This window comes from Streptomyces sp. cg36 (genome assembly GCF_041080675.1).
Taxonomy (GTDB): domain Bacteria; phylum Actinomycetota; class Actinomycetes; order Streptomycetales; family Streptomycetaceae; genus Streptomyces.
The window spans coordinates 4,381,588-4,404,533 of record NZ_CP163520.1 but is presented as its reverse complement, the minus strand read 5'-3'; the positions used below and the strand labels follow the sequence as shown (position 1 = coordinate 4,404,533).

Genomic DNA, 22,946 nt, shown 5'->3' with positions numbered 1-22,946 from the left:
ATGCCCAGCCGCATGGACACCAAAACCGAAACGGCCGGATCAGATACCACCTAGGGGTATGGGAGTGGTGCGAGGAGGGCCGGAGCCCTCCCCGCACCCACCCGATCCCCGCCCAGCCCCGCGCGGGCCCCTCACGCCACGAACCGCACCTCCGGCCACCGCGCCGACGGCCCGTCCAGCAGCCCCGCCGGGTCCCCGCCCCGCAGCCACCGGTCGAAGAAGGCCCTCACGTACGCCCGCTGCGCGGCCACCGACCGCTCCGGGTCGAGGCTGCCCACGTTCTTGGTGCGGACGGAGTCGTCCAGGCCCAACCCCCTTACGATCTGCGGCACTTGGTACTGGAGATCGGTGAAGGAGGCGTGGGCCGCGCCGGTCAGGGTGAGGTCGCGGTGCCAGCCCGTGCTGTGCTCCCAGGCCGCGCCCCAGGACGCCACGGTGTGGTGGTCGTCGCCCTCCATGCCCATGAGCAGCAGCGGGCGGTCCACGCCGTCGGTGGCGACCGTGGAGGGGTGGGAGGGGTCGTCGTCGCGCTGGGTGTAGCCCATCACGCCGTCCATGTTGAGCGCGGCCCGCACCCGGCGGTCGTCGTGCAGGGTCTGGGCGGCGGCGAAGCCGCCCGCCGACTGGCCGAACATGCCGATCGCGCACGGGTCCAGCCGCGCCCCGAGGCCGCCGGGCAGCGCCCCGAGCCGGTCCAGTACGAAACGGGCGTCCGCGACCCGTACGTCCGCGACCTTCTTCAAGAACGCGACCAGCGCCTTCGGCCCCTTCTTGCGCGCCCGCGCGTACTCGTCGAACAGCACCGTCCGCTCCACCCGGCCGTTCGGGAACTCCACCGCCCCGGCGTCATGGGTGTGGTCGACCATCACCACCGCGTAGCCGTGCGAGGCGAGTTCGTCGCAGAGGTCGGTGCCCAGCGTGCGGGGGTCGCCCGCGCCCGGCGAGTACAGGACGACGGGCAGGCGGTCACCGGCGGCGGGGGCGCCGGTGTGCGCGTGGCTGAGGGTCGCCGCCCAGTCGACGCGGCCCGGCGGCAGGTCCTCGCCGAGGCCACTGGCCAGGTCGTACGCGGCGGCCTCGCCCGGCGCCATCTGCGGGGCCCGGGGGTACCCGCGCACGTCCCGCGCCGGGTACCGCACGCTCACCATCAGCTCCCGCCGGCCCCGCGACGGCACCCAGGGATCGCGCCGCGCCCGGTCCACCAGCCGCAGCGCGACGGTGCCGACAGGGTGCGGGCCGGTCGGGGCGGGCAGGGTGAGGCGCAGGCGGGCGGGCGCGGCGCCGGACGCGGCGGCGGCGCGCGGCAGGCCGGTCACGGAAGCGGCGGCGGCGAGGGCGGCGACGGACAGCAGACCACGGCGGGAGAGCGAGGCATCCATGGCTCCACCCTCGCGGAGAACGGCCCCCCGCCCCATCCGGCGCGCCCCCGGCCGGGCCGGGGGGTTACCCCGAGGGTCCGAAGCGGCGCGGGGCGCGGCACTGGCTACCCTCGCACCCATGGCCGACCTCGACGACCTCCGCGCCCGCTGGAACCGGACCCTCACCGCCGCCCGGGGCGGCCCCGGCCCGGACCCGGACCCGTACGCCGACCGCCTGCTCGCCCAGTGGACCGAGCCGCACCGCGCGTACCACACCGCCGACCACCTGGCGGCGGTGCTGCGCCACGTCGACACCCTGGCCGGGCACGCCGGCTCCCCCGAACTCGTGCGCCTGGCCGCCTGGTTCCACGACGCCGTCTACCGCCCGGACCGCTCCGAGAACGAGGAGCGCAGCGCGGCACAGGCCGAACGGGCCCTGCCGGAGGCCGGGTTGGGCCGGGCCGACACCGCCGAGGTCGCCCGCCTGGTCCGCCTCACCGTCACCCACGACCCGCACGAGGGCGACACCGACGGCGAGGTCCTGTGCGACGCCGACCTCGCGGTGCTGGCCGGGGACGAGGAGGCGTACGCGGCGTACGCGGCGGCCGTGCGCGAGGAGTACGCCTTCGTCCCCGACGAGGCGTTCCGCACCGGCCGCGCCGCGGTCCTGCGCCAGCTCCTGTCCCTGCCGAGACTGTTCCGCACCCCGCACGGCACGAGGGAGTGGGAGGCGAGGGCACGCGAGAACCTGACGACGGAGCTGGCACTGCTGACGGGGTGAGCCGTTACCGCGCCGGCCGCCCCTTCGGCCGGCGCAGGCCCGCGGTCGTCAGGCGGCGCACCAGTTCCTTGGAGCCGATCTCCACCGCCCCGGCCCGCACCGCGTCCGCGTAGCGCGCCTCGGGGACGTCGTAGTGGTCGCGTTCGAAGGCGCGCGGCGGGCAGCCGATGGCCGCGGCGAACGTGTGCAGTTCCTCGTACGAGACGTCGCTGACCAGGTGCGACCACATGCGGCCGTGGCCCGGCCAGGTCGGGGGGTCGATGTAGACCGTCATGCGGCCGGGCCCGCGCCGAGGCCGCCGACCGGGGCCACCGTCACGCCCGCCTTGCCGCACACCCAGTGCGGGTCGGGGCCGAGCTCGGGCTCCACGTCCAGCGCGTGCGGGTCACCGGCGTCGCACACCGGGCAGATCGGCCAGCGGCCGTACTTCTCCAGGAGCGCGTCCTGCACGTCCTGGGCGACCAGCCCCGCCACGTACGCCGCGCCGTCCGGCCACTGCTCCACCCACCAGCGGCGGTGCGTCACCGCGTCCTCGACCAGCGAGACCACGTCGGCCCAGGCCACCTCGCGCGCGGCCAGGTCCGCCAGCACCAGTGCGCGGGCCGCGTGCAGGGACTGCTCCAGGGGGTCGACGTCGTCCATGCAGCCATTGTCACCCCTGTGGCCCCGCGCGCCCGCCCGCTCCCGGAGGGTTGACCCCGCCCCACCTGCGAAAATATCTTTCAAGGGTGAACCATGACGTGAAGGAAACCTTCACCGGCCGCGAGGCGCCGCCCCCGCCCGCCGCGCTCGCGGCCAAGGTGCGCACCCTGGCGCCCTCCATGACCCGTTCCATGCAGCGCGTCGCCGAGGCCGTCGCCCAGGACCCGGCCGGGTGCGCCGCCCTCACCGTCACGGGCCTCGCCGAGCGCACCGGCACCAGCGAGGCCACCGTGGTCCGCACCGCCCGGCTGCTCGGCTACCCCGGCTACCGCGATCTGCGCCTGGCGCTCGCCGGGCTCGCCGCCCAGCAGCAGTCCGGGCGCGCCCCGGCCGTCACCGCCGACATAGCGGTGGACGACCCGATCGCGGACGTCGTCGCCAAGCTCGCCCACGACGAGCAGCAGACGCTCGCCGACACCGCCGCCGCCCTGGACACCGTCCAGCTCGGCGCCGCCGTCGCCACCCTCGCCCAGGCCCGCCGCATCGACATCTACGGCGTCGGGGCCTCCTCGCTGGTGGGCCAGGACCTCGCCCAGAAGCTGCTGCGGATCGGGCTGATCGCGCACGCCCACACCGATCCGCACCTCGCCGTCACCAACGCGGTGCAGCTGCGGGCCGGGGACGCGGCCGTCGCCATCACCCACTCCGGCTCCACCGGCGACGTCATCGAGCCGCTGCGGGTGGCCTTCGACCGGGGCGCCACCACCATCGCCATCACCGGCCGCCCCGACGGCCCCGTCTCCCAGTACGCCGACCACGTACTGACCACGTCGACCGCCCGCGAGAGCGAGCTGCGCCCGGCCGCGATGTCGTCCCGGACCAGTCAGCTCCTCGTCGTGGACTGCCTCTTCATCGGCATCGCCCAGCGCACGTACGAGACGGCCGCCCCCGCGCTCGCCGCCTCCTACGAGGCCCTCGCCCACCGCCACAGCCCGCGCACCCGCTGACCCCGGGTGCCTCGCACACGTACGGAAAGAGCAGCGCTCCCATGACTTCCACGTACGGGGAACTCCGCGCCCAGCTGGCCGCGTTGACCACCGAGGCGTTCCGGCCCGAGCTCGCCGGGATCGACCGGCTGCCGACCGCCGAGATCGCCCGGATCATGAACGGCGAGGACGCCACGGTACCCGCCGCCGTCGCCGACCGCCTTCCGCAGATCGCCGCCGCCATCGACGCCACCGCCGAGCGGATGGCCCGCGGCGGCCGGCTCGTCTACGCGGGCGCGGGCACCGCCGGGCGGCTCGGCGTGCTGGACGCCAGCGAGTGCCCGCCCACCTTCAACACCGACCCCGCCCAGGTCGTCGGGCTGATCGCGGGCGGCCCGGCCGCGATCGCCTCGGCCGTCGAGGGCGCCGAGGACTCCCGGGAGCTGGCGGCGGCCGATCTGGACGCGCTGGGGCTGACCGAGCTGGACACCGTCGTCGGCGTCTCGGCCTCGGGCCGCACCCCGTACGCGGTCGGCGCGGTCGAGCACGCCCGCGCGCGGGGGGCGCTGACCGTGGGGCTCTCCTGCAACGCCGGTTCGGCGCTCGCCGCCGCCGCCGAGCACGGCATCGAGGTGGTGGTGGGGCCCGAGCTGCTGACCGGCTCGACCCGGCTGAAGTCCGGCACCGCGCAGAAGCTCGTCCTCAACATGATCTCGACGATCACGATGATCCGGCTCGGCAAGACGTACGGGAACCTGATGGTGGACGTGCGCGCCTCCAACGAGAAGCTGCGCGCCCGCTCCCGGCACATCGTGGCGCTGGCCACCGGCGCCGACGAGCCCGCGATCGAGGCGGCCCTCGCGGCCACCGGCGGCGAGGTGAAGGACGCGATCCTGACGATCCTGGGCGAGGTCGACGCGGCCACCGCGGCCCGGCTCCTCGCCGAGTCGGACGGCCGGCTGCGGGCGGCGCTGGAGCGGGCCGCCGAAAAGCCCGGCGGGGAGCGGCCGGGGTCCGGCGGCTGATCCGCGACCGGTCCGGGGCGCGGCCCGCCACAGGGCTGTCACAGAAGCGTACGGACAAGATCCGCGCGCCCCGGCCGGTCCTACGATCCTTGTCATGACCGAGTCGGACCCACCAGCTGACCGCCACCCCGCCGACCGACCTGCCGACAGCCCCGGCGACCGACCCGCCGGCCAGCCCGCCGACCGGCCCGGCGACCGATCTGCCGCCCGCGCCGCCGAACAGCCGGGCGACCGGCCCTCCGGCCGGCCCGGTGGCCAACCCGGCGACGACCAACCCGGTGACCGACCCGTCGGCCAGCCCGCCGACCGGCCCGCCGCCAGACGCGCCGGCCACCCCGGCGACCACCCCCGCGAGGAGCCCGTCTTCATCCGGGTCGGCTGGGGCAAGGGCCTGGGCGGGGGGCGGGCCTACAACCCGCGCAACCCGGCCGGGCTCACCATGATCTTCGTTTCGCTGGCCGCCGTGGTCATCGGCTTCTGGTGGCTCCACGACAGCTCCAACTGGAGCTCGGGCGAGCTGCGCAGCGCGGTGCGCCAAGCCGCGGAGGCGCTCCAGGAGGAGCCGGTCGTCTACGACCGGTTCCTGGGGCTGGAGATGTACATCGACAAGGCCATCGACGACACCGGCGAGGGGCCCGGCGCCCTGGTCTCCCGCGCGGGCGGTCCCGACGCCGACGACTACACCGTGACCGGGCCGGGCACCGACGCCGCGTTCTGTCTGCGGATCTCGAAGGTCCCGGTGGACTCTGCGCCCCCGCCGGGCGCACCCCCCGGATACCGCTCCTCGTACGTGCACCTCTTCGTCAACGTCTCGGAAGGCCGCTGCGACGCGGCCTCCCACTAGGCCGCTGCCGTCCCACCCCGGCGTTCCAGGGTTGGACGTTTTCGCAGGTCAAAGGGGTGGAAACGTTCCGGCGTCCCTGATCATCCGGAGCCCCTGGCGGCCGGGCCGGGCCGGGCGGCACAGTGAGGGCACCGGCCGCTCCGGCCCCCACCACCTCCCACCAGAACACGGGGAACAGCCATGTCCACGACCCTGCCCACGCGCTCCAAGACCACCCGCCGCCGCCTGTTCGCGGGTGGTCTGGTCACCACCGCCGCCGCCCTCGTGGCCGTCGCCGCCACCCCCGCCAGCGCCGTGTACGGCGGCTCGGGCAGCACCACGCAGGCCGCGCCGTTCATGGTCGTCCTGGAGAACCCGGACGGCTCGCAGTGGTGCGGCGGCGCGCTCATCGCCCCGGACAAGGTGCTGACGGCCGGTCACTGCGTCAAGAACTCGCCCGACCCCAAGGGCCTCCTGGTCATCGGCGGGCGCACCGATCTGAAGTCGAAGGCCGGGCAGGTGCGGCACGTGAAGTCGGCCAAGGTGGCGCCCAAGTACAACTGGAGCCTGGAGCACGACGCCGCCGTCATCACGCTCGACAAGCCTCTCCCGTACAAGACGCTGCGGGTGGCGACCAAGAAGGACGCGGCGCTGTACGCGAACGGCCGCACCGCCACCGTCTACGGCTGGGGCCTGACCGCCACCGACACCCTGGGCCAGAAGCTCAAGAAGGCCACGCTGACGCTCTCCGCGCCCGCCGCGTGCGACCCGTTCATGGCGACCGACGACCCCACCCTGAAGCTGTGCGGCACCTCCACCAAGGGCCGGACCGACAGCGTCTGCTCGGGCGACTCCGGCGGCCCGCTGGTCGCGGGCGACGTGATCGTCGGCATCGTCTCGGCGGGCAACAAGTTCTGCAACGCCGAGTTCCCGGTCTCGGTCTTCACCAACGTCGCCACCGTGGGCCCGGAGATCGGCCTCAAGTAGCCGCCGGGGCCGGGCGGAAACGCCCGAGGGCGGCACCCCCGTGCAGGGGGTGCCGCCCTCGGCGTACAGCCTGGAACCGCTGAGCCGTGGCTCAGAAGTCCATGTCACCGCCCGGCATGCCGCCCGGAGCCGCCGCGGCGGCCTTCTCCGGCTTGTCGGCGATGACGGCCTCGGTGGTGAGGAACAGCGCGGCGATCGACGCGGCGTTCTGCAGCGCGGAGCGCGTGACCTTCGCCGGGTCGATGATGCCCTCGGCGATCATGTCGACGTACTCGCCGGTCGCGGCGTTCAGACCGTGGCCGACGGCCAGGTTGCGCACCTTCTCGACGACGACGCCGCCCTCAAGGCCACCGTTGACGGCGATCTGCTTGAGCGGGGCCTCCAGGGCGAGCTTCACGGCGTTGGCGCCGGTCGCCTCGTCACCCGACAGGTCCAGCTTCTCGAAGACCGAGGAAGCCTGGAGCAGGGCCACGCCACCGCCGGCGACGATGCCCTCCTCGACGGCCGCCTTCGCGTTGCGCACGGCGTCCTCGATGCGGTGCTTGCGCTCCTTGAGCTCCACCTCGGTGGCGGCGCCGGCCTTGATGACGGCCACGCCGCCGGCCAGCTTCGCCAGACGCTCCTGGAGCTTCTCGCGGTCGTAGTCCGAGTCCGAGTTCTCGATCTCGGCGCGGATCTGGTTCACGCGACCGGCGACCTGCTCGCTGTCACCGGCACCGTCGACGATGGTGGTCTCGTCCTTGGTGATGACGACCTTGCGGGCGCGGCCGAGCAGGTCGAGGCCCGCGTTCTCCAGCTTGAGGCCGACCTCCTCGGAGATGACCGTGCCGCCGGTGAGGATGGCGATGTCGTTCAGCATGGCCTTGCGGCGGTCGCCGAAGCCCGGGGCCTTGACGGCGACGGACTTGAAGGTGCCGCGGATCTTGTTCACGACCAGGGTCGACAGGGCCTCGCCCTCGACGTCCTCGGCGATGATCAGGAGCGGCTTGCCCGACTGCATGACCTTCTCGAGGAGCGGCAGCAGGTCCTTGACCGAGCCGATCTTCGAGTTGACGATCAGGATGTACGGGTCGTCGAGCGCGGCTTCCATGCGCTCCATGTCGGTCGCGAAGTACGCCGAGATGTAGCCCTTGTCGAAGCGCATGCCCTCGGTGAGCTCCAGCTCCAGACCGAAGGTCTGGGACTCCTCGACCGTGATGACGCCTTCCTTGCCGACCTTGTCCATCGCCTCGGCGATGAGCTCGCCGATCTGGGTGTCGGCGGCGGAGATGGAGGCCGTCGAAGCGATCTGCTCCTTGGTCTCGACATCCTTCGCCTGCTCCAGCAGCGCGCCGGAGACGGCCTCGACGGCCTTCTCGATGCCGCGCTTCAGCGCCATCGGGTTGGCACCGGCGGCCACGTTGCGCAGGCCCTCGCGCACCAGCGCCTGGGCGAGGACGGTCGCGGTGGTCGTACCGTCACCGGCGACGTCGTCCGTCTTCTTGGCGACTTCCTTGACCAGCTCGGCGCCGATCTTCTCGTACGGGTCCTCGAGCTCGATCTCCTTGGCGATGGAGACACCATCGTTGGTGATCGTGGGGGCGCCCCACTTCTTCTCAAGGACGACGTTGCGACCCTTGGGGCCAAGGGTGACCTTGACGGCGTCGGCGAGCTGGTTCATGCCGCGCTCCAGGCCGCGCCGGGCCTCCTCGTCGAACGCGATGATCTTGGCCATGTGAAGTGGTCCTCCCGGACAGGGGTGGATTGCTCCGGATCGAGGAGGCGCCCGCGACGGACGGCCTGCGCGCCTTGTGGTTCCTTCCCACGCGGCTCGCGGACCTCACCGACCCGATCCAAGTTCTGTCACTCTCACTCGGAGAGTGCTAAGCCCAATGATTAGCACTCGACCCAGGAGAGTGCAAGGCCGTCCCACCGACCCGGCCGGGTCCCGGACGCCCCGGCGGGGCCGTCGGCGGGGGTCCGGACACACACGTGGGGCCCGCATCCATTTACAGAGGATGCGGGCCCCACGTGCGTGAGTGCGTCGGTGGTCGATCGCGCCGAGATCAGCTTGCGGCGAGCTTGACCATGTCCGCCTGCGGACCCTTCTGGCCCTGCGAGATCTCGAACTCGACTCGCTGACCTTCTTCAAGGGTGCGGTAGCCGTCCATCTGGATCGCGCTGTAGTGGACGAAAACATCCGCACCACCGTCGACCGCGATGAAGCCGTACCCCTTCTCCGCGTTGAACCACTTGACGGTGCCCTGAGCCATGCCTAACTCCCCTATTACTGGCCCTTGCACGGAGCCGCACTTCGCGGACCCGGGTCAGACCTCCACCCTCCGACAGGAGAGGGTGTGCGCCGGAACGCGTCGACCGCGGCTGAATGTATCTGCCCAACTGCCCTCTGCAACAGGTCAATCGGACGAGAATTCAGGGCAGGGGGGAAGAGCGGAATGCCGCGAAATTCAGCATTCCGGGGCAAGTCGGGCCGGGCAAAGCGCACTTAAGGCGCAATATGCTCGAACACTTTGACTGCTTCTCGACGCCGGTTCGTCGCGTTCTCATATGCATGCGGCACGCACAACGAAGGGGACTTCCCCACTGTACCGCGCTCAACCACACTGAATTGCCCCCTCCGCTTAGCTTGCGGAGGGGGCAATTCAGGTAACGCAGCGTATCTTCCGGGGCCCTTGGGGCGCGTCGGATCAGCCGCCGGCGACGGCCGGGATGATCGAGACCCCGGCGCCGTCCGGCGTGGCCGTCTGCAGGCCCTGCTCGAAGCGGACGTCGTCGTCGTTCACGTACACGTTGACGAAGCGGCGCAGCTTGCCCTGGTCGTCCAGGACCCGGGCGGCGATGCCGGTGTGGTTCTTCTCCAGGTCGGCGATGACCTCGGCGAGGGTGGCCCCCTCGGCCGCGACCTCGGCGGCGCCGCCGGTGTACGTACGGAGGATGGTGGGGATGCGGACGTTGACGCTCATGTCTTCTGCCTTCCGTGCTTCCGGAGCGGTGGGTCAGCCGGCCAGGCCGGCGTCGCGGAACGCGTCCAGGCTCGGGCGGATGGTCGCGGTCGGTCCAGTGGTCGGCGCCACCGCGTCGAGGGTCTTGAGGCCGTCGCCCGTGTTGAGGACGACGGTGGTCAGGGCCGGGTCGAGCAGGCCGTTCTCGATGAGCTTCCGGGTGACGCCGACGGTCACGCCGCCCGCCGTCTCGGCGAAGATGCCCTCGGTCCGGGCCAGCAGCTTGATCGCGTCGACGACCTGCTCGTCGTCGACGTCCTCGACCGCGCCGCCGGTGCGCCGCGCGATGTCCAGGACGTACGGGCCGTCCGCCGGGTTCCCGATCGCCAGCGACTTGGCGATGGTGTTCGGCTTCTGCGGGCGGACCACGTCGTGCCCGGCCTTGAAGGCGGTGGAGACCGGCGAGCAGCCCTCGGCCTGGGCGCCGAAGATCTTGTACGGCTTGTCCTCGACCAGACCCAGCTTGACGAGCTCCTGGAGACCCTTGTCGATCTTGGTGAGCTGCGAGCCCGAGGCGATCGGGATGACGATCTGGTCGGGCAGCCGCCAGCCGAGCTGCTCGCAGATCTCGTACGCCAGGGTCTTGGAGCCCTCGCCGTAGTACGGGCGCAGATTGACGTTGACGAAGCCCCAGCCCTCGCCGAGCGGGTCGCCGATGAGCTCCGAGCAGAAGCGGTTGACGTCGTCGTAGTTGCCCTCGATGCCGACCAGCTCGCCGCCGTAGACCGCGGCCATGACGACCTTGCCCTGCTCCAGGTCGTGCGGGATGAACACGCAGGAGCGGAAGCCGGCGCGGGCGGCGGCGGCGCCGACGGCGCCCGCGAGGTTGCCGGTGGAGGAGCAGGAGAGCGTGGTGAAGCCGAAGGCGCGGGCGGCCTCGACGGCGATCGCGACGACGCGGTCCTTGAAGGAGTGCGTCGGGTTGCCGGAGTCGTCCTTCACGTACAGGCCGCCGGTGACACCCAGCTCGCGGGCGAGGTTGTCGGCCTTGACGAGCTTGGTGAATCCGGGATTCAGGTTGGGCTTTTCAGCCACATTGGCCGGAACGGGCAGCAGGGGCGCATAGCGCCAGATGTTCTCCGGGCCCGCTTCGATGCGCTTGCGGAGCGCCTCGGGGTCACCCGTGGGAAGGTCGTACGCGACTTCGAGCGGGCCGAAACACAGGGCGCAGGCGAAGATCGGGCCGAGGTCGAACCGCTCGCCGCATTCCCGGCAGGAAAGCGCGACGGCGGGACCGAGATTCACGGTGGTGGTGGCGTTGCTGACGGTGTGCACAGCCATGATGGCGAGGCCCTTTCTCCTCATCTTCCCCATGGCGCATTTCGCCATGAGACGGAATTGGCACCTTCCCCACCGATACCTCGCGGTCGGCAGGAGGGTTGCCGGGACTTCAACGGGCCGTTCCCTCAGTCCCTCTGGATGAGCGCTGTGGCACTGGGTCCGGGACCCAGGCGTTTGTTCGCGCGACGACCCCCGACATGCGACGGCCATCCGCGTTGTTCAAGACTGTAACCGAAGGCGCGGACGGTTGAGATAGTCGTCCGAACCGCGAGATGGATCACATCAGGACCGCTACGAGGAGGCCCGGGCCCGTGTTGGAAGAGGTGGAGCGCTGGCTGAGCAGGCGTTCCTGGTCGGCCGCCGACCGTCCGCTGGACGCGGTCATGGCCGCCAAGCGCCGTACCGCCACCACGGTCAGCGTGGTCCTGCCCGCGCTCGACGAGGAGGCCACGGTCGGTGACATCGTGGCCGCGATCCGGCGCGCGCTGATGAGCGACGCCGTGCCGCTGGTGGACGAGCTGGTGGTGGTCGACTCCGGCTCCACCGACCGCACCGCCGAGGTCGCCGAGAAGGCCGGTGCCCGGGTGGTGCACCGGGACGCGATCCTGCCCCGGCTGCCCGCGCTGCCCGGCAAGGGCGAGGTGCTGTGGCGGTCGCTGCTGGTCACCACGGGTGACGTCGTCTGCTTCATCGACGCGGACCTGAAGGACTTCGACCCCGGCTTCGTCTCGGGGATCGTCGGCCCGCTGCTGACCGATCCGGACGTGGACTTCGTCAAGGCGATGTACGACCGGCCGTTCGGCGACTCCCCCGGTCAGGGCGGGCGGGTCACCGAACTCGTGGCCCGGCCGCTGCTCAATCTGCACTGGCCGCAGCTGGCCGGCTTCGTGCAGCCGCTCGGCGGCGAGTACGCGGCCCGCCGCACGCTGCTGGAGCGGCTCCCCTTCCCCGTCGGTTACGGAGTGGAGCTGGGGCTGCTGGTGGACGCGCTGCACACGGTGGGCCTGGACGCGCTGGCCCAGGTGGACGTGGGCGTGCGCAAACACCGCCACCAGGACGGGCAGGCGCTCGGCCGGATGGCCGCGGCGATCTACCGCACGGCCCAACTGCGGCTCTCCCGCGCCCACTTGGTCCGCCCCTCGCTGACCCAGTTCGAACGCGGCGAGGACGGCTTCGTGCCGCGCACGTACGCGGTGGACACCGAGGAACGGCCCCCGATGCGCGAGATCGACGAGTACGCGGTGCACCGGGCGGCGTAGTCGGGGGCGCGGGGCGCCGGGTGGCGCGGACCGGTACGAGGTGCGCCGCGCGGGCGCGTACGGGTACGCCGTGCGCCGGGTGGCGCGGACCCGTACGGCGTGCGCCGGGCGGCTGAGCGGCCGGTGGCCGTCGGGGGCCGTCCCGGGCTTCGCACGTTTGAGGCATTCGGGGACGGGCTAGGTTCGTCTCCATGGTCCCCGCGCGCGCTGCCCAGGTTCTCGTCGCGTCCAACCGCGGCCCCGTCTCGTACGCCCTCGAACCCGACGGGACGCTCTCCTCCCGGCGCGGCGGCGGCGGGCTGGTCTCCGGTCTGTCCGCCATCGGCGGCGAGGCGGACGCCCTGTGGGTGTGCGCCGCGCTCGGCGACGGCGACCGGGAGGCCGTGCGGCGCGGCAGCGCGGACGAGGCGGGCGTGCGGATGCTCGACATCGACGCGGACGTGCACGCGGACGCGTACAACGGGATCGCCAATTCGGTGCTGTGGTTCGTCCACCACATGCTGTACCAGACGCCCCTGGAGCCGGTCTTCGACGCGGAGTTCCGGCGGCGGTGGGCCGCGTACGAGACGTACAACCGGGCGTTCGCGGCGGCGCTGGCCGAGGACGCGGCGGACGGGGCGGCCGTCCTCGTCCAGGACTACCACCTCGCCCTGGTCCCCGGCATGCTCCGGGAACTCCGCCCCGACCTGCGGATCGGCCACTTCTCGCACACCCCGTGGGCGCCGCCGGAGTACTTCCGGATGCTCCCCGACGACGTGGCCGCCCAGCTGCTGCGCGGGATGCTCGGCGCGGACCGGCTGGGCTTCCTCACCCGGCGCTGGGCCGACGCGTTCAGCCGCTGCTGCGCGGACGTGCTGGGCGGCACCGGGGCCACCCGGATCGGGGTGCACGGGCTCGGCGCGGACGCGGAGTTCCTGCGGCGGCGCGCCCACGAGCCGGACGTCGAGGAGCGGATGGCGGCGCTGCGGAAGCAGATCGGGCCCGGCCGCCGGACGATCGTGCGGGTGGACCGCACGGAGCTGTCCAAGAACATCGTGCGGGGCCTGCTGGCCTACCGCCAGCTGCTGGCCGACCGGCCCGAGTGGCGCGGGCGGGTGGTGCACGTGGCGTTCGCCTATCCGTCGCGGCAGGACCTGGCGGTGTACCGGGACTACACGGCCGAGGTGTCCCGGCTCGCCGAGGCCGTCAACTCGGCGTACGGGACGCCGGACTGGACTCCGGTGATCCTCCACGTCGAGGACGACTTCGCCCGCTCCCTCGCGGCGTACCGGCTCGCGGACGTGGCCCTCGTCAACCCCATCCGGGACGGGATGAACCTGGTGGCCAAGGAGGTGCCGGTGGTCTCCGACGACGGGTGTGCGCTGGTGCTGTCGCGGGAGGCGGGGGCGTGGGAGGAGCTGCGGGAGGACGCGGTGTCGGTGAATCCGTACGACGTTTCGGGGACGGCTTCCGCGTTGCACGAGGCGTTGTCGATGGGGGTGGAGGAGCGGGGGGCTCGTAGTAAGCGGCTCGCTGCTGCGGGGAGTGCGTTGTCGCCGCAGCGGTGGTTCCTGGAGCAGTTGGAGGCTCTGCGGGGCTGAGGTTCCCCACCCCGCCCGTTCCCTTAAGCCCTCTGGCGGGCGGCCGGGGAGTGGCTGCGGGCCGTGCCGGCTTGCTCGCGCCGTTGCCCGCGCCCCCTGGACGCGCCCTGCGGGCTGCCCAGGTGTTTTGCTGCGGACCGTGGGGGCTGGTCGCGCAGTTCCCCGCGCCCCTTCGGGGCGCGCCCCTGTGGCGGTTCTTCTTCTGCGGGCCGTGCTCGCTTCTCGCGCAGTTCCCCGCGCCCCCCTGGACGCGCCCCTGCGGGCTGCCCAGGTGTTTTGCTGCGGACCGTGGGGGCTGGTCGCGCCGTTCCCCGCGCCCCTTCGGGGCGCGCCCCTGTGGCGGTTCCTCTTCTGCGGGCCGTGCTCGCTTCTCGCGCAGTTCCCCGCGCCCCTTGTCACGCGCCCCTTCGGGGCGCGTTCCTTCGGGGCTGTGGGCTACAGGGTCTCCGACAGGGTCTTCAGGAGTTGGACCACTGATTCCGGGCCCGGGAGCAGGAGGTCTGATCGGTCTGCCAGGTCTGGGGTTTCCGTCGAGCCGCTGCACACCAGGAGGCCCGGGACCCCCTCCGAGCGGAGCTTCTCCACCGCGCCGAACGCGGGGAGGTCGCCCAGGTCGTCCCCGGCGTACAGGACGGAACCCGCGCCCACCTCCCGCAGGTACTCCGCCAGCGCGACCCCCTTGTCCATGCCCGGCGGGCGCAGCTCCAGGACCAGGCGGCCGGGCTCCAGGACGAGGCCGTGCCGGGTGGCCAGCGCGGCCAGCGGGTCGCGCAGCGCGGCGTAGGCGGCCCGGGGGTCGGTGGCCCGGCGGGTGTGGACCGCCACGGCCTGCCCCTTCTCCTCGATCCAGGTCCCGCGCCACGCCCCGTGCGCGTCCAGCACCCCGGGCAGCTCGGCCCTGGCCGCGGTGACGCCGGGGTGCGGGGCGGGGGCGCGGACGGTGCCGGTGACCGCGTCCCAGCGCTCGGCCCCGTAGTGGCCGAGGACCACCAGGTGTTCGAGGCCGGGAACGCCCGCGAAGCCCCCGTACCGTACGGCCACGCCCGCCGGGCGGCCGGTGATCACCGCGATGGAGGCCACCTTCGGGGCGAGCGCGGCCAGCGCGGGGACGGCGCCGGGGTGGGCGCGGGCCCGCTCCGGGTCGGGGACGATCTCGGCGAGGGTGCCGTCGAAGTCGAGGGCGACCACGGCCCTCCCGGGCTCGGCCACGATCGCGGCGAGCGCCTCACGTCCGGCGGCGGTGGCGGGGGTCGGCAGGGGGTGCGGTTGGCTGCCCATGGCTACGACCCTAGCGGCGCACGCCGGACCGCAGCCATGGCACCGGGGGGCGGACCCGCGGACCGGCTCACCCCCGCCGCTCCCGCTGCCCCTCCCGTATCCGGCGCAGGCGGTTGACGGTGACCGGGTCGTGGGCGAGGGCGCGCTCGTCGTCCAGCAGGGCGTTGAGGAGCTGGTAGTAGTGGGTCGGCGAGATGCCGAGCCGCTCGCGGACGGCCCGCTCCTTGGCCCCGGGCCCGGCCCAGGACCGCCGCTCCAGCGCGAGGACGGCCCGGGCCCGCTCGCCGAGCCCGCCGGCCGCGTCCCGGTCGTCGTCGTCAGTCATACGGTCCAACGTAGCGCCGGGGTCCGACAACGGCCCGGCGCCCGGTGCGCACTACTCCGCGTTCTCCGCCTCGGTGGCCACCTTGGCGATCTGCTCCAGCACCGTCTTGGGGTCGCCGTTGGGGGAGACCGCGTCGCCGATCCGCTTCTTGATCGTCTCGCTGACCTTGGGCCAGGACGTCTTGCCGACCGGCGGCAGCTCCGAGGTCGGCAGCGCGGCCAGGAACTCGTTGAGGTCCTGGTGCTTGCCGTCGTTCTGCATCGCCTGGGACGCCGTACGGGTGGCGGGCAGCAGGTCGTACTTGTCGGCGAAGGACAGCACGTTCTTGTCGTTGAACGTGAAGTCCAGGAACTTGCCGATCTGCTCCCGGTGGCCGTTCTGCTTGAAGCCCATGATCCAGTCGGCGACGCCCATGGTCGCCTTCGACCTGCCCTCGGTGCCGGGCAGCGGGACCATCCCGAACTTCACGCCCTTCTTGCGGGCCTGCTGCATCAGCGAGGGGTGCCCGTTGAGCATGCCGACCTCGCCCTTGGCGAAGGCGTCGAACGCGGTCTGCCGGTTGAGCTTGCCGGGCGCGACGGGCCCGGTGAGGCCCTCCTCGACCAGGTTCTTCTTCAGCCACTGGAACGTCTTGATGTTGTCCGGGGAGTCGATGTCGTACCCGGTCGTCTGGTTGACGTACCCGCCGCCGCCGCTGAGCAGCCACTGCATCGTCTCGGCCTGGGCCTCCTCGCTGCCGAGCGGCAGCGCGAACGGGGTCTTGACCCCCTTGGCCCTGAGCGCCTTGGCGTCGGCCTCCAGCTGCGCCCAGGTCGTGGGCGCCTTGATGTGCGCCTTGTCGAAGAGCGTCTGGTTGTAGAAGAGCAGCCGGGTGGAGGCGACGAAGGGGATGCCGTACTGGACCCGCTTCATCTCGCCCGCGTCGGCCAGCGGCGCCAGGAAGTTCGCCTGGACGGGGATGGAGAGCAGCTGGTCGACGGAGTAGAGCTTGCCGCCGGCGGCGTAGTCGGAGTACGCGCCGATCTGCGCCATGTCGGGGGCCTTGCCCGCCTTCACCATCTCCGCGACCTTGGCGTCGACGACGTCCCAGGAGTAGACGGAGACCTCGACCTTGATGCGCGGGTTCGCCTTCTCGAAGTCGGCGACCAGGTCGTGCCAGTACGTCTTGGTGCTGTCGCCGCCCGCGATGTCGTAGTCCGCGACGACCAGCTTGAGGGTGGCGTCGCCGGAGCCGCTGTCGCTGCCGCAGCCCGCCAGGCCCGCCGTCATGCCGAGCGCGGCGACAGCCGCCGTCAGATTGATGAAGCGCCGCTGCACGTGCCCTGCCCACCCTCGTTGTTCGCCAGTCGGTTCCTGGTGAACGTCCTGTTAGCAACGTCCTGTCTACATGAGCTGCGATCCTCTCGTGCGGCCGGGGTTGAGGTCTACACCAATCGGGTCTCACTTCCGCAACTTCTGCCGCTCCAGGCGTCCTCGTACGGCCGTAATCCCGGGGGCACTTGGGAAAACGCTTACCCGGCACACGGTGAGTGGACTAGACCTTTCATGGGTGAACGGGTCAGACTGTCCCCCGTGAGACACGTCATCGCCCTGGATGTGGGCGGCACCGGCATGAAGGCCGCCCTCATCGGGGCGGACGGCGGCCTGCTCCACGAGGCGCGCAGGCCCACCGGCCGCGAGCGCGGCGCCGAGGCCGTGGTCGAGTCGATCCTCGACTTCGCCGCCGAGCTGCGCACCTACGGCGAGGAGCACTTCGGCGAGAGCGCGCGGGCGGCCGGCGTCGCCGTGCCCGGCATCGTCGACGCCGAGAACGGCATCGCGGTCTACGCGGCCAACCTGGGCTGGCGCGACGTCCCGATGCGGCGGCTGCTGAGCGAGCGGCTCGACGGCGTACCGGTCGCCCTCGGCCACGACGTGCGCACCGGCGGCCTCGCCGAGGGCCGGATCGGCGCCGGCAAGGGCGCCGACCGCTTCCTCTTCATCCCGCTCGGCACCGGCATCGCCGGGGCCATCGGCATCGACGGCCGCATCGAACCCGGCGCCCACGGCTACGCGGGCGAGATCGGCCACATCGTGGTGCGCCCCGGCGGCGTCCCGTGCGGCTGCGGCCAGCGCGGCTGCCTGGAGCGGCTCGCCTCCGCCTCCGCCGTCACCCAGGCGTGGGCCGAGGCCAGCGGCGACCCGGACGCGGACGCGGCGGACTGCGCCAAGGCCGTCGAGTCCGGCGACCCGGCGGCGCTCGCCGTGTGGCAGGGCGCGGTCGACGCGCTCGCCGACGGCCTGGTCACCGCCCTCACCCTGCTCGACCCCCGCACCCTGATCATCGGTGGCGGGCTGGCCGAAGCCGGGGAAACCTTGTTCGTACCGCTGCGGGCGGCCGTGGAGGAGCGCGTGACGTTCCAGAAGCTGCCCGCCATCGTTCCGGCCGCCCTCGGCGACACCGCGGGCTGCCTGGGCGCGGGCCTGCTCGCCTGGGACCTGCTCACCGACTCCACCGACTCCGCGGAGGTAACCGCCTGATGGCCACCAGCAAGGTTCTCTCCGGCGCCCGTGTCGTCCTGCCGACCGGCGTCGTCGAGAACGGACGCGTGATCGTCGAGGGCGGGAAGATCGCCGGAAGCGCGCCGGAGGGCGCCGACCGCGTCGACCTCACGGGCCACTGGGTGGTCCCCGGCTTCGTCGACATGCACGTGCACGGCGGCGGCGGCGCCTCCTTCACCAACGGCACCGTCGAGGACGTCCTCAAGGGCGTCCACACCCACCGGCTGCACGGCACCACCACCCTGGTGGCCTCCACCGTCACCGGCGAGATGGACTTCCTGGCCCAGCGGGCCGGGCTCCTCTCCGAGCTGGTGGAGCAGGGCGACCTGGCGGGCATCCACTTCGAGGGCCCGTTCATCTCGCCGTGCCGCAAGGGCGCGCACAGCGAGGACCTGCTGCGCCACCCGGACCCGGCCGAGGTGCGCAAGCTGATGGACGCGGCCCGGGGCACCGCCAAGATGTTCACGCTCGCCACCGAGCTGCCCGGCGGCCTGGACTCGGTGCGGCTGCTCGCCGAGCACGGCGTGATCGCCGCCATCGGGCACACCGACGCCACGTACGAGCAGACGGTCGAGGCGATCGACGCGGGCGCCACCGTCGCCACCCACCTCTACAACGCGATGCCCGCGCTCGGCCACCGCGCGCCCGGCCCGATCGCCGCGCTCCTGGAGGACGAGCGGATCACCGTCGAGCTGATCAACGACGGCACGCACCTGCACCCCGCCTCCCTGGAACTCGCCTTCCACCACAAGGGCGGCGGGCGGGTCGCGTTCATCACCGACGCCATGGACGCGGCCGGGTTCGGCGACGGGCTCTACCACCTGGGGCCGCTGGAGGTCGAGGTCAAGGAGGGCGTGGCCCGGCTGGTCGAGGGCGGCTCCATCGCGGGCTCCACGCTCACCCTGGACCGGGCCTTCCAGCGCGCGGTGACCGTGGACGGCCTCTCCGTGGAGGACACCGTCCGCGCGATCTCGGCCAATCCCGCGCGGCTGCTCGGCGTCTACGACACGGTCGGCTCCCTGGAGCCCGGCAAACACGCCGACCTGGTGGTCCTGGGCGAGGACTTCGCGCTCAAGGGCGTGATGCGGCGCGGCGCATGGGTGGTCGCGCCCGCCCTGGGCTGAGCCGTTTCGCACGCGCACGGCACACGGTGACCGGATCCGGGCCCCGCGGGGTCTGGGCCGGTCACCGTCCTTTTGGCATGATCACCTCGTGATCCTCACCGTCACGCTGAACACCGCGCTCGACCTCACCTACCGGGTGCCCGCCCTGGTCCCGCACGCCGCGCACCATGTGGAGGAGGTCACCGAGCGGCCCGGCGGCAAGGGCGTCAACGTCGCCCGGGTACTGGCCGCGCTCGGCCACTCCACGGTCGTCACCGGCTTCGCCGGGGGCCGCACCGGCGAGGTGCTGCGCGAGCTGCTCGCCCCGCTGGCCCCGGTCGACGCGCTGGTCCCGGTCGCCGGCACCACCCGCCGCACCATCGCCGTGGTCGACGCGGCCACCGGCGACACCACCCAGCTCAACGAGCCCGGCCCGCACATCACGGCCGAGGAGTGGGAGGCGTTCCTGGCGGCGTACGAGCCGCTGCTGCGCGGGGCGGACGCGGTGGCCCTCTGCGGCAGCCTGCCGCCCGGGGTCCCGGTCGGCGCCTACGCCGATCTGATCCGCCGGGCCCGCGCCGCCGCCGTCCCGGTCCTCCTGGACACCAGCGGCGAACCGCTGCGCCGCGGCCTCGCCGCCCGGCCCGACCTGATCAAGCCGAACCTGGACGAGCTGGCCCGGCTCACCGGCTCCCGCGAGCCGCTGCGCGCGGCCCGCGACGCCCGCCGCCGGGGCGCGCGCACCGTGGTCGCCTCGCTCGGCCCCGAGGGCCTGCTCGCGGTCACCCCGGAGGGCGTCTGGCAGGCGGTCCCGCCCGCCCCGGTCCGGGGCAATCCGACGGGCGCGGGCGACTCGGCGGTGGCGGCCCTGCTCTCCTCCCTGGTGGAGGGGCTGCCCTGGCCGGCCCGGCTGACCCGGGCGGTGGCCCTGTCGACGGCGACGGTCCTGGCACCGGCGGCCGGGGAGTTCGATCCGGCCGCCTACGAGGAGCTGCTGCCCGGGGTGCGGGTGAGCGAGCACCCGGCCTGACGGCGAAGGGCCGCCGACACCTGGTGTCGACGGCCCCTGGCCCACTGCGGGTCCCGCTCGTCAGTTCCGGACCTGGCCGGCCTTCAGCGACACCTGGTCGAGATTGGTCTCGCACTGGTCGCCCTGCTCGCAGGAGATCTTGATCGTGTTCGACCCCTTGTTGAGGTTGATCCACGAGTAGGTGTGGGTCCAGCCCTTGTCCCACGCCCCCGGCTGGGCCTTCGCGAAGTTGGCCATGTTTATCTTCGTGGGCGGATTGCCGTTGACGACGAGGGTCGTCTTGGCGTCCTTGCCGGGCACGCCGTAGTTGATGAACATGGTGTACGCGCCGCTCTGCGGCACGTCGAACGTCCAGGTCGCCGCGGCCCCGGCGGTGTTCAGCGTCACGTAGTTGCCGCCCGCGCCGACCGCGCCCGGCACGTCCTTGCCCAGGGCCGCGCCACCGGTCAGCTTCAGCGTCGCCGCGTCCTGCTTGGGCAGGTCCGCGGGCGCGGAGGCCGAGTTGGTGGGCGGGGTGGAGGGCTGCTGGGAGGTGCCGGCGGAGCCGCCGCCCGCCGGGGGCTTCGCCGTGTCGTCCTTCTTGTCGCCGTCGCTGTTGCTGAGCAGCGCCACGCCGATGCCGATGACGACCGCCGCGACCACCGCGACCGCGCCGATCAGCAGGCCCTTGGTGTTGGGCCCGCGCCCGCCGCGCCCGCCGTCGGCGGGGGGCGCCGGACGGGAGGGGGCACCGCCGGGGTACGTCTCGGGCGCCGCGTACTGCGCGGTGGGCTGCCCGTACGGCTGCTGGCCGTACTGCTGCGGCGGCTGCCCGTAGGGCTGCTGGGGCTGCTGGGGCTGCCCGTAGGGCTGCTGCGGGACCTGCCCGTACTGGCGCTCCCCGACCGTGCGCACCTGGTTGTACGAGGTTCTGGGCACGCCGGGCTGCTGGGGGGCGGCCGGGCCCGGGTAGCCGTAGCCACCGGTGCGGGGCGGGGTGGCACCGGATGCCTGCCCGTCCGCGTACAGATAGCCGAACGGATCGTCGTCCTCGGGCGTGCTCGCGCCGTTGTTGCCGGGCGTCATCCGGGGTCACTCCTCACTGTTCGCCAGCCGTCGCCGACCGGCCGAGCCTACCCCGAACGGCCGACCCCATGGCTGTGACCTCGTCGGCGGGCGGCGCCGGCGGCCGGGGCGCGCGGCGGCGCGGCGGGGGTCAGCCGGCCCGCCGGTGGACCTTGGCGCGCGACCGCTTCTCGATGTACATCCGCTGGTCGGCGGAGCGCAGCACCTCTTCCACCGACATGCCGCAGCTGGCCCAGCCGATGCCGAAGCTCGCCCCCACCCGGACCGCGCGGCCGTCCACCCGGATGGGGGGGATGATCGCGTTGCGCAGCCGCACCGCGAGGTCGGCCGCGTCGGCCGCGCCCAGGCCGTCGGCGAGGACCACGAACTCGTCGCCGCCGAGCCGGGCGACCGTGTCCCCGTCCCGCACCCCGGTGGTGAGGCGGCGGGCGACCTCGATGAGGACGGCGTCGCCGGTGTTGTGGCCGAACCGGTCGTTGATGGACTTGAAGCCGTCGAGGTCGCAGAAGAGGACCGCCAGGCCCTTGGTGCCGTCGTCCTCGTCGCCCTCGGGCGCCACCGTGTGGACGTGGTGGTCGAAGGGGCCGCCGCCCGGGACCGGCTCGAAGTCGAAGCCGCCGGGGGCGCACACCGCGTGCCCGGGGGTCTCGCCGCGCCCGTCGTACGCCGCCCCGTACGCCGCGTCCAGCACCTCGACCGCCGTCGCGCCCACCGCGTAGGGCCGCTGGCAGAGGCGGGCGGAGAGGCGGGCGCGCAGTTCGGCGCTGTTGGGCAGGCCGGTGAGGGAGTCGTGCGAGGCGCGGTGGGCGAGCTGGAGCTCGTGCCGCTTGCGCTCCTCGATGTCCTCGACGTGGGTGAGCAGGAAACGGGGACCGTCGGCGGTATCGGCGACGACCGAGTTGCGCAGCGACACCCAGACGTAGGTGCCGTCGCGGCGGCCCAGCCGCAGCTCGGCGCGCCCGCCCTCGGCCGAGGTCCGCAGCAGCAGACCGATGTCCTCGGGGTGGACGAGGTCGGCGAACGAGTAGCGCCGCATCACCGCGGCGGGCCGGCCAAGGAGGCGGCAGAGCGCGTCATTGGTGCGCAGCAGACGTCCGTGCTGGTCACCGCCCATCTCGGCGATCGCCATCCCGGACGGGGCGTACTCGAACGCCTGCCGGAAGCTCTCCTCGCTGGCCCGCAGCGCCTGCTGCTCGCGCTCCAGGCGGACCAGTGCGCGCTGCATGTTTGCGCGAAGTCGGGCGTTGCTGATCGCAATGGCGGACTGCGAGGCGTACATCTGGAGCGCTTCGCGTCCCCAGGCGCCGGGGCGCCGCCCGTTGCGCGGCTTGTCGACGGAAATGACGCCGAGCAGCTCGCCCCCGCCGCCCGAGGCGTACATCGGGGCGTAGAGCCGGTCCTGGGGGTGCCACTCGTCCTCGAAGCGGGGCTCGGGCCCCTCGGTGTACCACTGCGGGACGTCGTCCTCCAGGAGCACCCAGCCCTCGGTGTGCGGTATGAACCGCAGGTCGCCCCAGCTCTCGCCCATGGTCAGCCGGCGCTCCCAGGAGGCCCGGGAGCCGACGCGGCCGGTGATCAGGGCCTCGGCCGCGGCGTTTCCGGCGAAGGCGGCGACGACGAGGTCTCCGTCGGGGCGTACGAGGTTCACGCAGGCCAGCTCATATCCGAGCCCGGCGATGACGCCGTCGGCGACGGTCTGCAGCGTGTCCGCCAGGCTGCGGGCCGTGTTCAGGTCGGTGACCACCTGATGCAGCTGCCGCAGGGTCGCAAGGCGGACGTACGGCTCCGACTCGGTCTCCATTGTTCGCTCTCCCCGAGACCTCGACAGCAACTCCAGGATTCTGATTCGGCGCGCTTCTTCTCTGGTTTCCGGACTTCCC

At 72.9% G+C, this 22,946-nt stretch carries 22 protein-coding genes and 1 riboswitch; of the genes, 10 read left to right on the top strand and 12 right to left on the bottom strand.

All coding sequences use genetic code 11. From position 1 onward, the window contains the following. Positions 1 to 131 precede the first annotated feature (131 nt). Positions 132 to 1,379 (bottom strand): alpha/beta hydrolase family protein, encoded by a 1,248-nt coding sequence (locus AB5J87_RS19705; protein WP_369378150.1) that lies wholly within the window; start codon positions 1,377 to 1,379, stop codon positions 132 to 134. Positions 1,380 to 1,497: 118 nt separating this feature from the next. Here AB5J87_RS19705 and AB5J87_RS19700 point away from each other — a divergent pair, with 118 nt between their 5' ends. Beyond that, positions 1,498 to 2,139: a hypothetical protein gene (locus AB5J87_RS19700; RefSeq protein ID WP_369378149.1), complete on the top strand. Its 642-nt coding sequence runs from the start codon at positions 1,498 to 1,500 to the stop codon at positions 2,137 to 2,139. Positions 2,140 to 2,143: 4 nt separating this feature from the next. Here AB5J87_RS19700 and AB5J87_RS19695 read toward each other — a convergent pair whose 3' ends face one another. Both AB5J87_RS19695 and AB5J87_RS19690 read right to left on the bottom strand, forming a co-directional pair. Then, positions 2,144 to 2,413: a DUF4031 domain-containing protein gene (locus AB5J87_RS19695; protein WP_369378147.1), complete on the bottom strand. Its 270-nt coding sequence runs from the start codon at positions 2,411 to 2,413 to the stop codon at positions 2,144 to 2,146. After that, a complete protein-coding gene (locus AB5J87_RS19690; RefSeq protein WP_369378145.1) occupies positions 2,410 to 2,781 on the bottom strand; it encodes a hypothetical protein in 372 nt (123 codons plus the stop codon). The genes AB5J87_RS19695 and AB5J87_RS19690 overlap by 4 nt, the downstream gene beginning before the upstream one ends. A gap of 86 nt (positions 2,782 to 2,867) precedes the next feature. Here AB5J87_RS19690 and AB5J87_RS19685 point away from each other — a divergent pair, with 86 nt between their 5' ends. The 4 genes from AB5J87_RS19685 to AB5J87_RS19670 all read left to right on the top strand — a co-directional run bounded on the left by AB5J87_RS19685 (position 2,868) and on the right by AB5J87_RS19670 (position 6,602). Further along, positions 2,868 to 3,788 (top strand): MurR/RpiR family transcriptional regulator, encoded by a 921-nt coding sequence (locus tag AB5J87_RS19685; RefSeq protein ID WP_369378143.1) that lies wholly within the window; start codon positions 2,868 to 2,870, stop codon positions 3,786 to 3,788. A gap of 41 nt (positions 3,789 to 3,829) precedes the next feature. After that, positions 3,830 to 4,792 carry an N-acetylmuramic acid 6-phosphate etherase gene (gene murQ, locus AB5J87_RS19680; RefSeq protein WP_369378142.1) on the top strand — a complete coding sequence of 321 codons (963 nt, stop codon included), beginning with the start codon at positions 3,830 to 3,832 and terminating at the stop codon, positions 4,790 to 4,792. A 94-nt stretch (positions 4,793 to 4,886) separates the two neighbouring features. Then, complete coding sequence (locus AB5J87_RS19675; RefSeq protein ID WP_369378141.1) at positions 4,887 to 5,636, top strand: hypothetical protein; 750 nt, start codon at positions 4,887 to 4,889, stop codon at positions 5,634 to 5,636. A gap of 180 nt (positions 5,637 to 5,816) precedes the next feature. After that, positions 5,817 to 6,602, top strand: a complete 786-nt coding sequence (locus AB5J87_RS19670) for a trypsin-like serine protease (protein ID WP_369378139.1) — start codon at positions 5,817 to 5,819, stop codon at positions 6,600 to 6,602. 91 nt (positions 6,603 to 6,693) lie between these two features. Here the strand turns inward: AB5J87_RS19670 and groL are convergent, their stop codons facing one another. The 4 genes from groL to thrC form a co-directional block, all read right to left on the bottom strand. Then, positions 6,694 to 8,316, bottom strand: a complete 1,623-nt coding sequence (gene groL, locus AB5J87_RS19665; RefSeq protein ID WP_067162842.1) for a chaperonin GroEL — start codon at positions 8,314 to 8,316, stop codon at positions 6,694 to 6,696. A 331-nt stretch (positions 8,317 to 8,647) separates the two neighbouring features. Continuing rightward, positions 8,648 to 8,854, bottom strand: a complete 207-nt coding sequence (locus tag AB5J87_RS19660; protein ID WP_369378137.1) for a cold-shock protein — start codon at positions 8,852 to 8,854, stop codon at positions 8,648 to 8,650. 435 nt (positions 8,855 to 9,289) lie between these two features. Continuing rightward, positions 9,290 to 9,565, bottom strand: a complete 276-nt coding sequence (locus AB5J87_RS19655) for a MoaD/ThiS family protein (protein ID WP_369378136.1) — start codon at positions 9,563 to 9,565, stop codon at positions 9,290 to 9,292. Positions 9,566 to 9,598: 33 nt separating this feature from the next. After that, positions 9,599 to 10,885, bottom strand: a complete 1,287-nt coding sequence (gene thrC, locus AB5J87_RS19650; protein ID WP_369378135.1) for a threonine synthase — start codon at positions 10,883 to 10,885, stop codon at positions 9,599 to 9,601. Positions 10,886 to 10,902: 17 nt separating this feature from the next. Next, positions 10,903 to 11,030, bottom strand: a riboswitch (SAM riboswitch). A gap of 166 nt (positions 11,031 to 11,196) precedes the next feature. Between thrC and AB5J87_RS19645 the strand changes: the two genes are divergently transcribed. Both AB5J87_RS19645 and AB5J87_RS19640 read left to right on the top strand, forming a co-directional pair. Further along, positions 11,197 to 12,144: a glucosyl-3-phosphoglycerate synthase gene (locus tag AB5J87_RS19645; protein ID WP_369378134.1), complete on the top strand. Its 948-nt coding sequence runs from the start codon at positions 11,197 to 11,199 to the stop codon at positions 12,142 to 12,144. A 191-nt stretch (positions 12,145 to 12,335) separates the two neighbouring features. Beyond that, positions 12,336 to 13,724 (top strand): trehalose-6-phosphate synthase, encoded by a 1,389-nt coding sequence (locus AB5J87_RS19640; RefSeq protein WP_369378133.1) that lies wholly within the window; start codon positions 12,336 to 12,338, stop codon positions 13,722 to 13,724. Positions 13,725 to 14,159: 435 nt separating this feature from the next. Here the strand turns inward: AB5J87_RS19640 and otsB are convergent, their stop codons facing one another. The 3 genes from otsB to AB5J87_RS19625 all read right to left on the bottom strand — a co-directional run bounded on the left by otsB (position 14,160) and on the right by AB5J87_RS19625 (position 16,596). Beyond that, positions 14,160 to 15,002: a trehalose-phosphatase gene (otsB, locus tag AB5J87_RS19635; protein WP_369378131.1), complete on the bottom strand. Its 843-nt coding sequence runs from the start codon at positions 15,000 to 15,002 to the stop codon at positions 14,160 to 14,162. Between the two features lie 67 nt (positions 15,003 to 15,069). Next, on the bottom strand, positions 15,070 to 15,327 hold the full coding sequence (locus AB5J87_RS19630) for a DUF3263 domain-containing protein (RefSeq protein ID WP_369378130.1): 258 nt from the start codon (positions 15,325 to 15,327) through the stop codon (positions 15,070 to 15,072). Positions 15,328 to 15,378: 51 nt separating this feature from the next. Then, positions 15,379 to 16,596 (bottom strand): extracellular solute-binding protein, encoded by a 1,218-nt coding sequence (locus AB5J87_RS19625; protein WP_369383588.1) that lies wholly within the window; start codon positions 16,594 to 16,596, stop codon positions 15,379 to 15,381. Between the two features lie 303 nt (positions 16,597 to 16,899). On the opposite strand from AB5J87_RS19625, the gene AB5J87_RS19620 reads away from it, so the two are divergent. From AB5J87_RS19620 to AB5J87_RS19610, 3 genes are all read left to right on the top strand, one after another. Continuing rightward, positions 16,900 to 17,847, top strand: a complete 948-nt coding sequence (locus AB5J87_RS19620) for an ROK family protein (protein ID WP_369378129.1) — start codon at positions 16,900 to 16,902, stop codon at positions 17,845 to 17,847. Further along, positions 17,847 to 18,992: an N-acetylglucosamine-6-phosphate deacetylase gene (gene nagA, locus AB5J87_RS19615; protein WP_369378128.1), complete on the top strand. Its 1,146-nt coding sequence runs from the start codon at positions 17,847 to 17,849 to the stop codon at positions 18,990 to 18,992. The genes AB5J87_RS19620 and nagA overlap by 1 nt, the downstream gene beginning before the upstream one ends. An 88-nt stretch (positions 18,993 to 19,080) precedes the next feature. Further along, the gene (locus AB5J87_RS19610) at positions 19,081 to 20,001 is read left to right on the top strand and encodes a 1-phosphofructokinase family hexose kinase (protein ID WP_369378127.1); all 921 of its coding nucleotides are present in this window, start codon (positions 19,081 to 19,083) and stop codon (positions 19,999 to 20,001) included. Positions 20,002 to 20,061: 60 nt separating this feature from the next. On the opposite strand, the gene AB5J87_RS19605 is transcribed toward AB5J87_RS19610, so the two are convergent. After that, a complete protein-coding gene (locus AB5J87_RS19605; protein WP_369378126.1) occupies positions 20,062 to 21,066 on the bottom strand; it encodes a CBM35 domain-containing protein in 1,005 nt (334 codons plus the stop codon). Positions 21,067 to 21,196: 130 nt separating this feature from the next. After that, entirely contained in the window at positions 21,197 to 22,867 is a 1,671-nt protein-coding gene (gene cdgB, locus AB5J87_RS19600) for a diguanylate cyclase CdgB (protein WP_369378125.1), read from the bottom strand. Positions 22,868 to 22,946 lie beyond the last annotated feature (79 nt).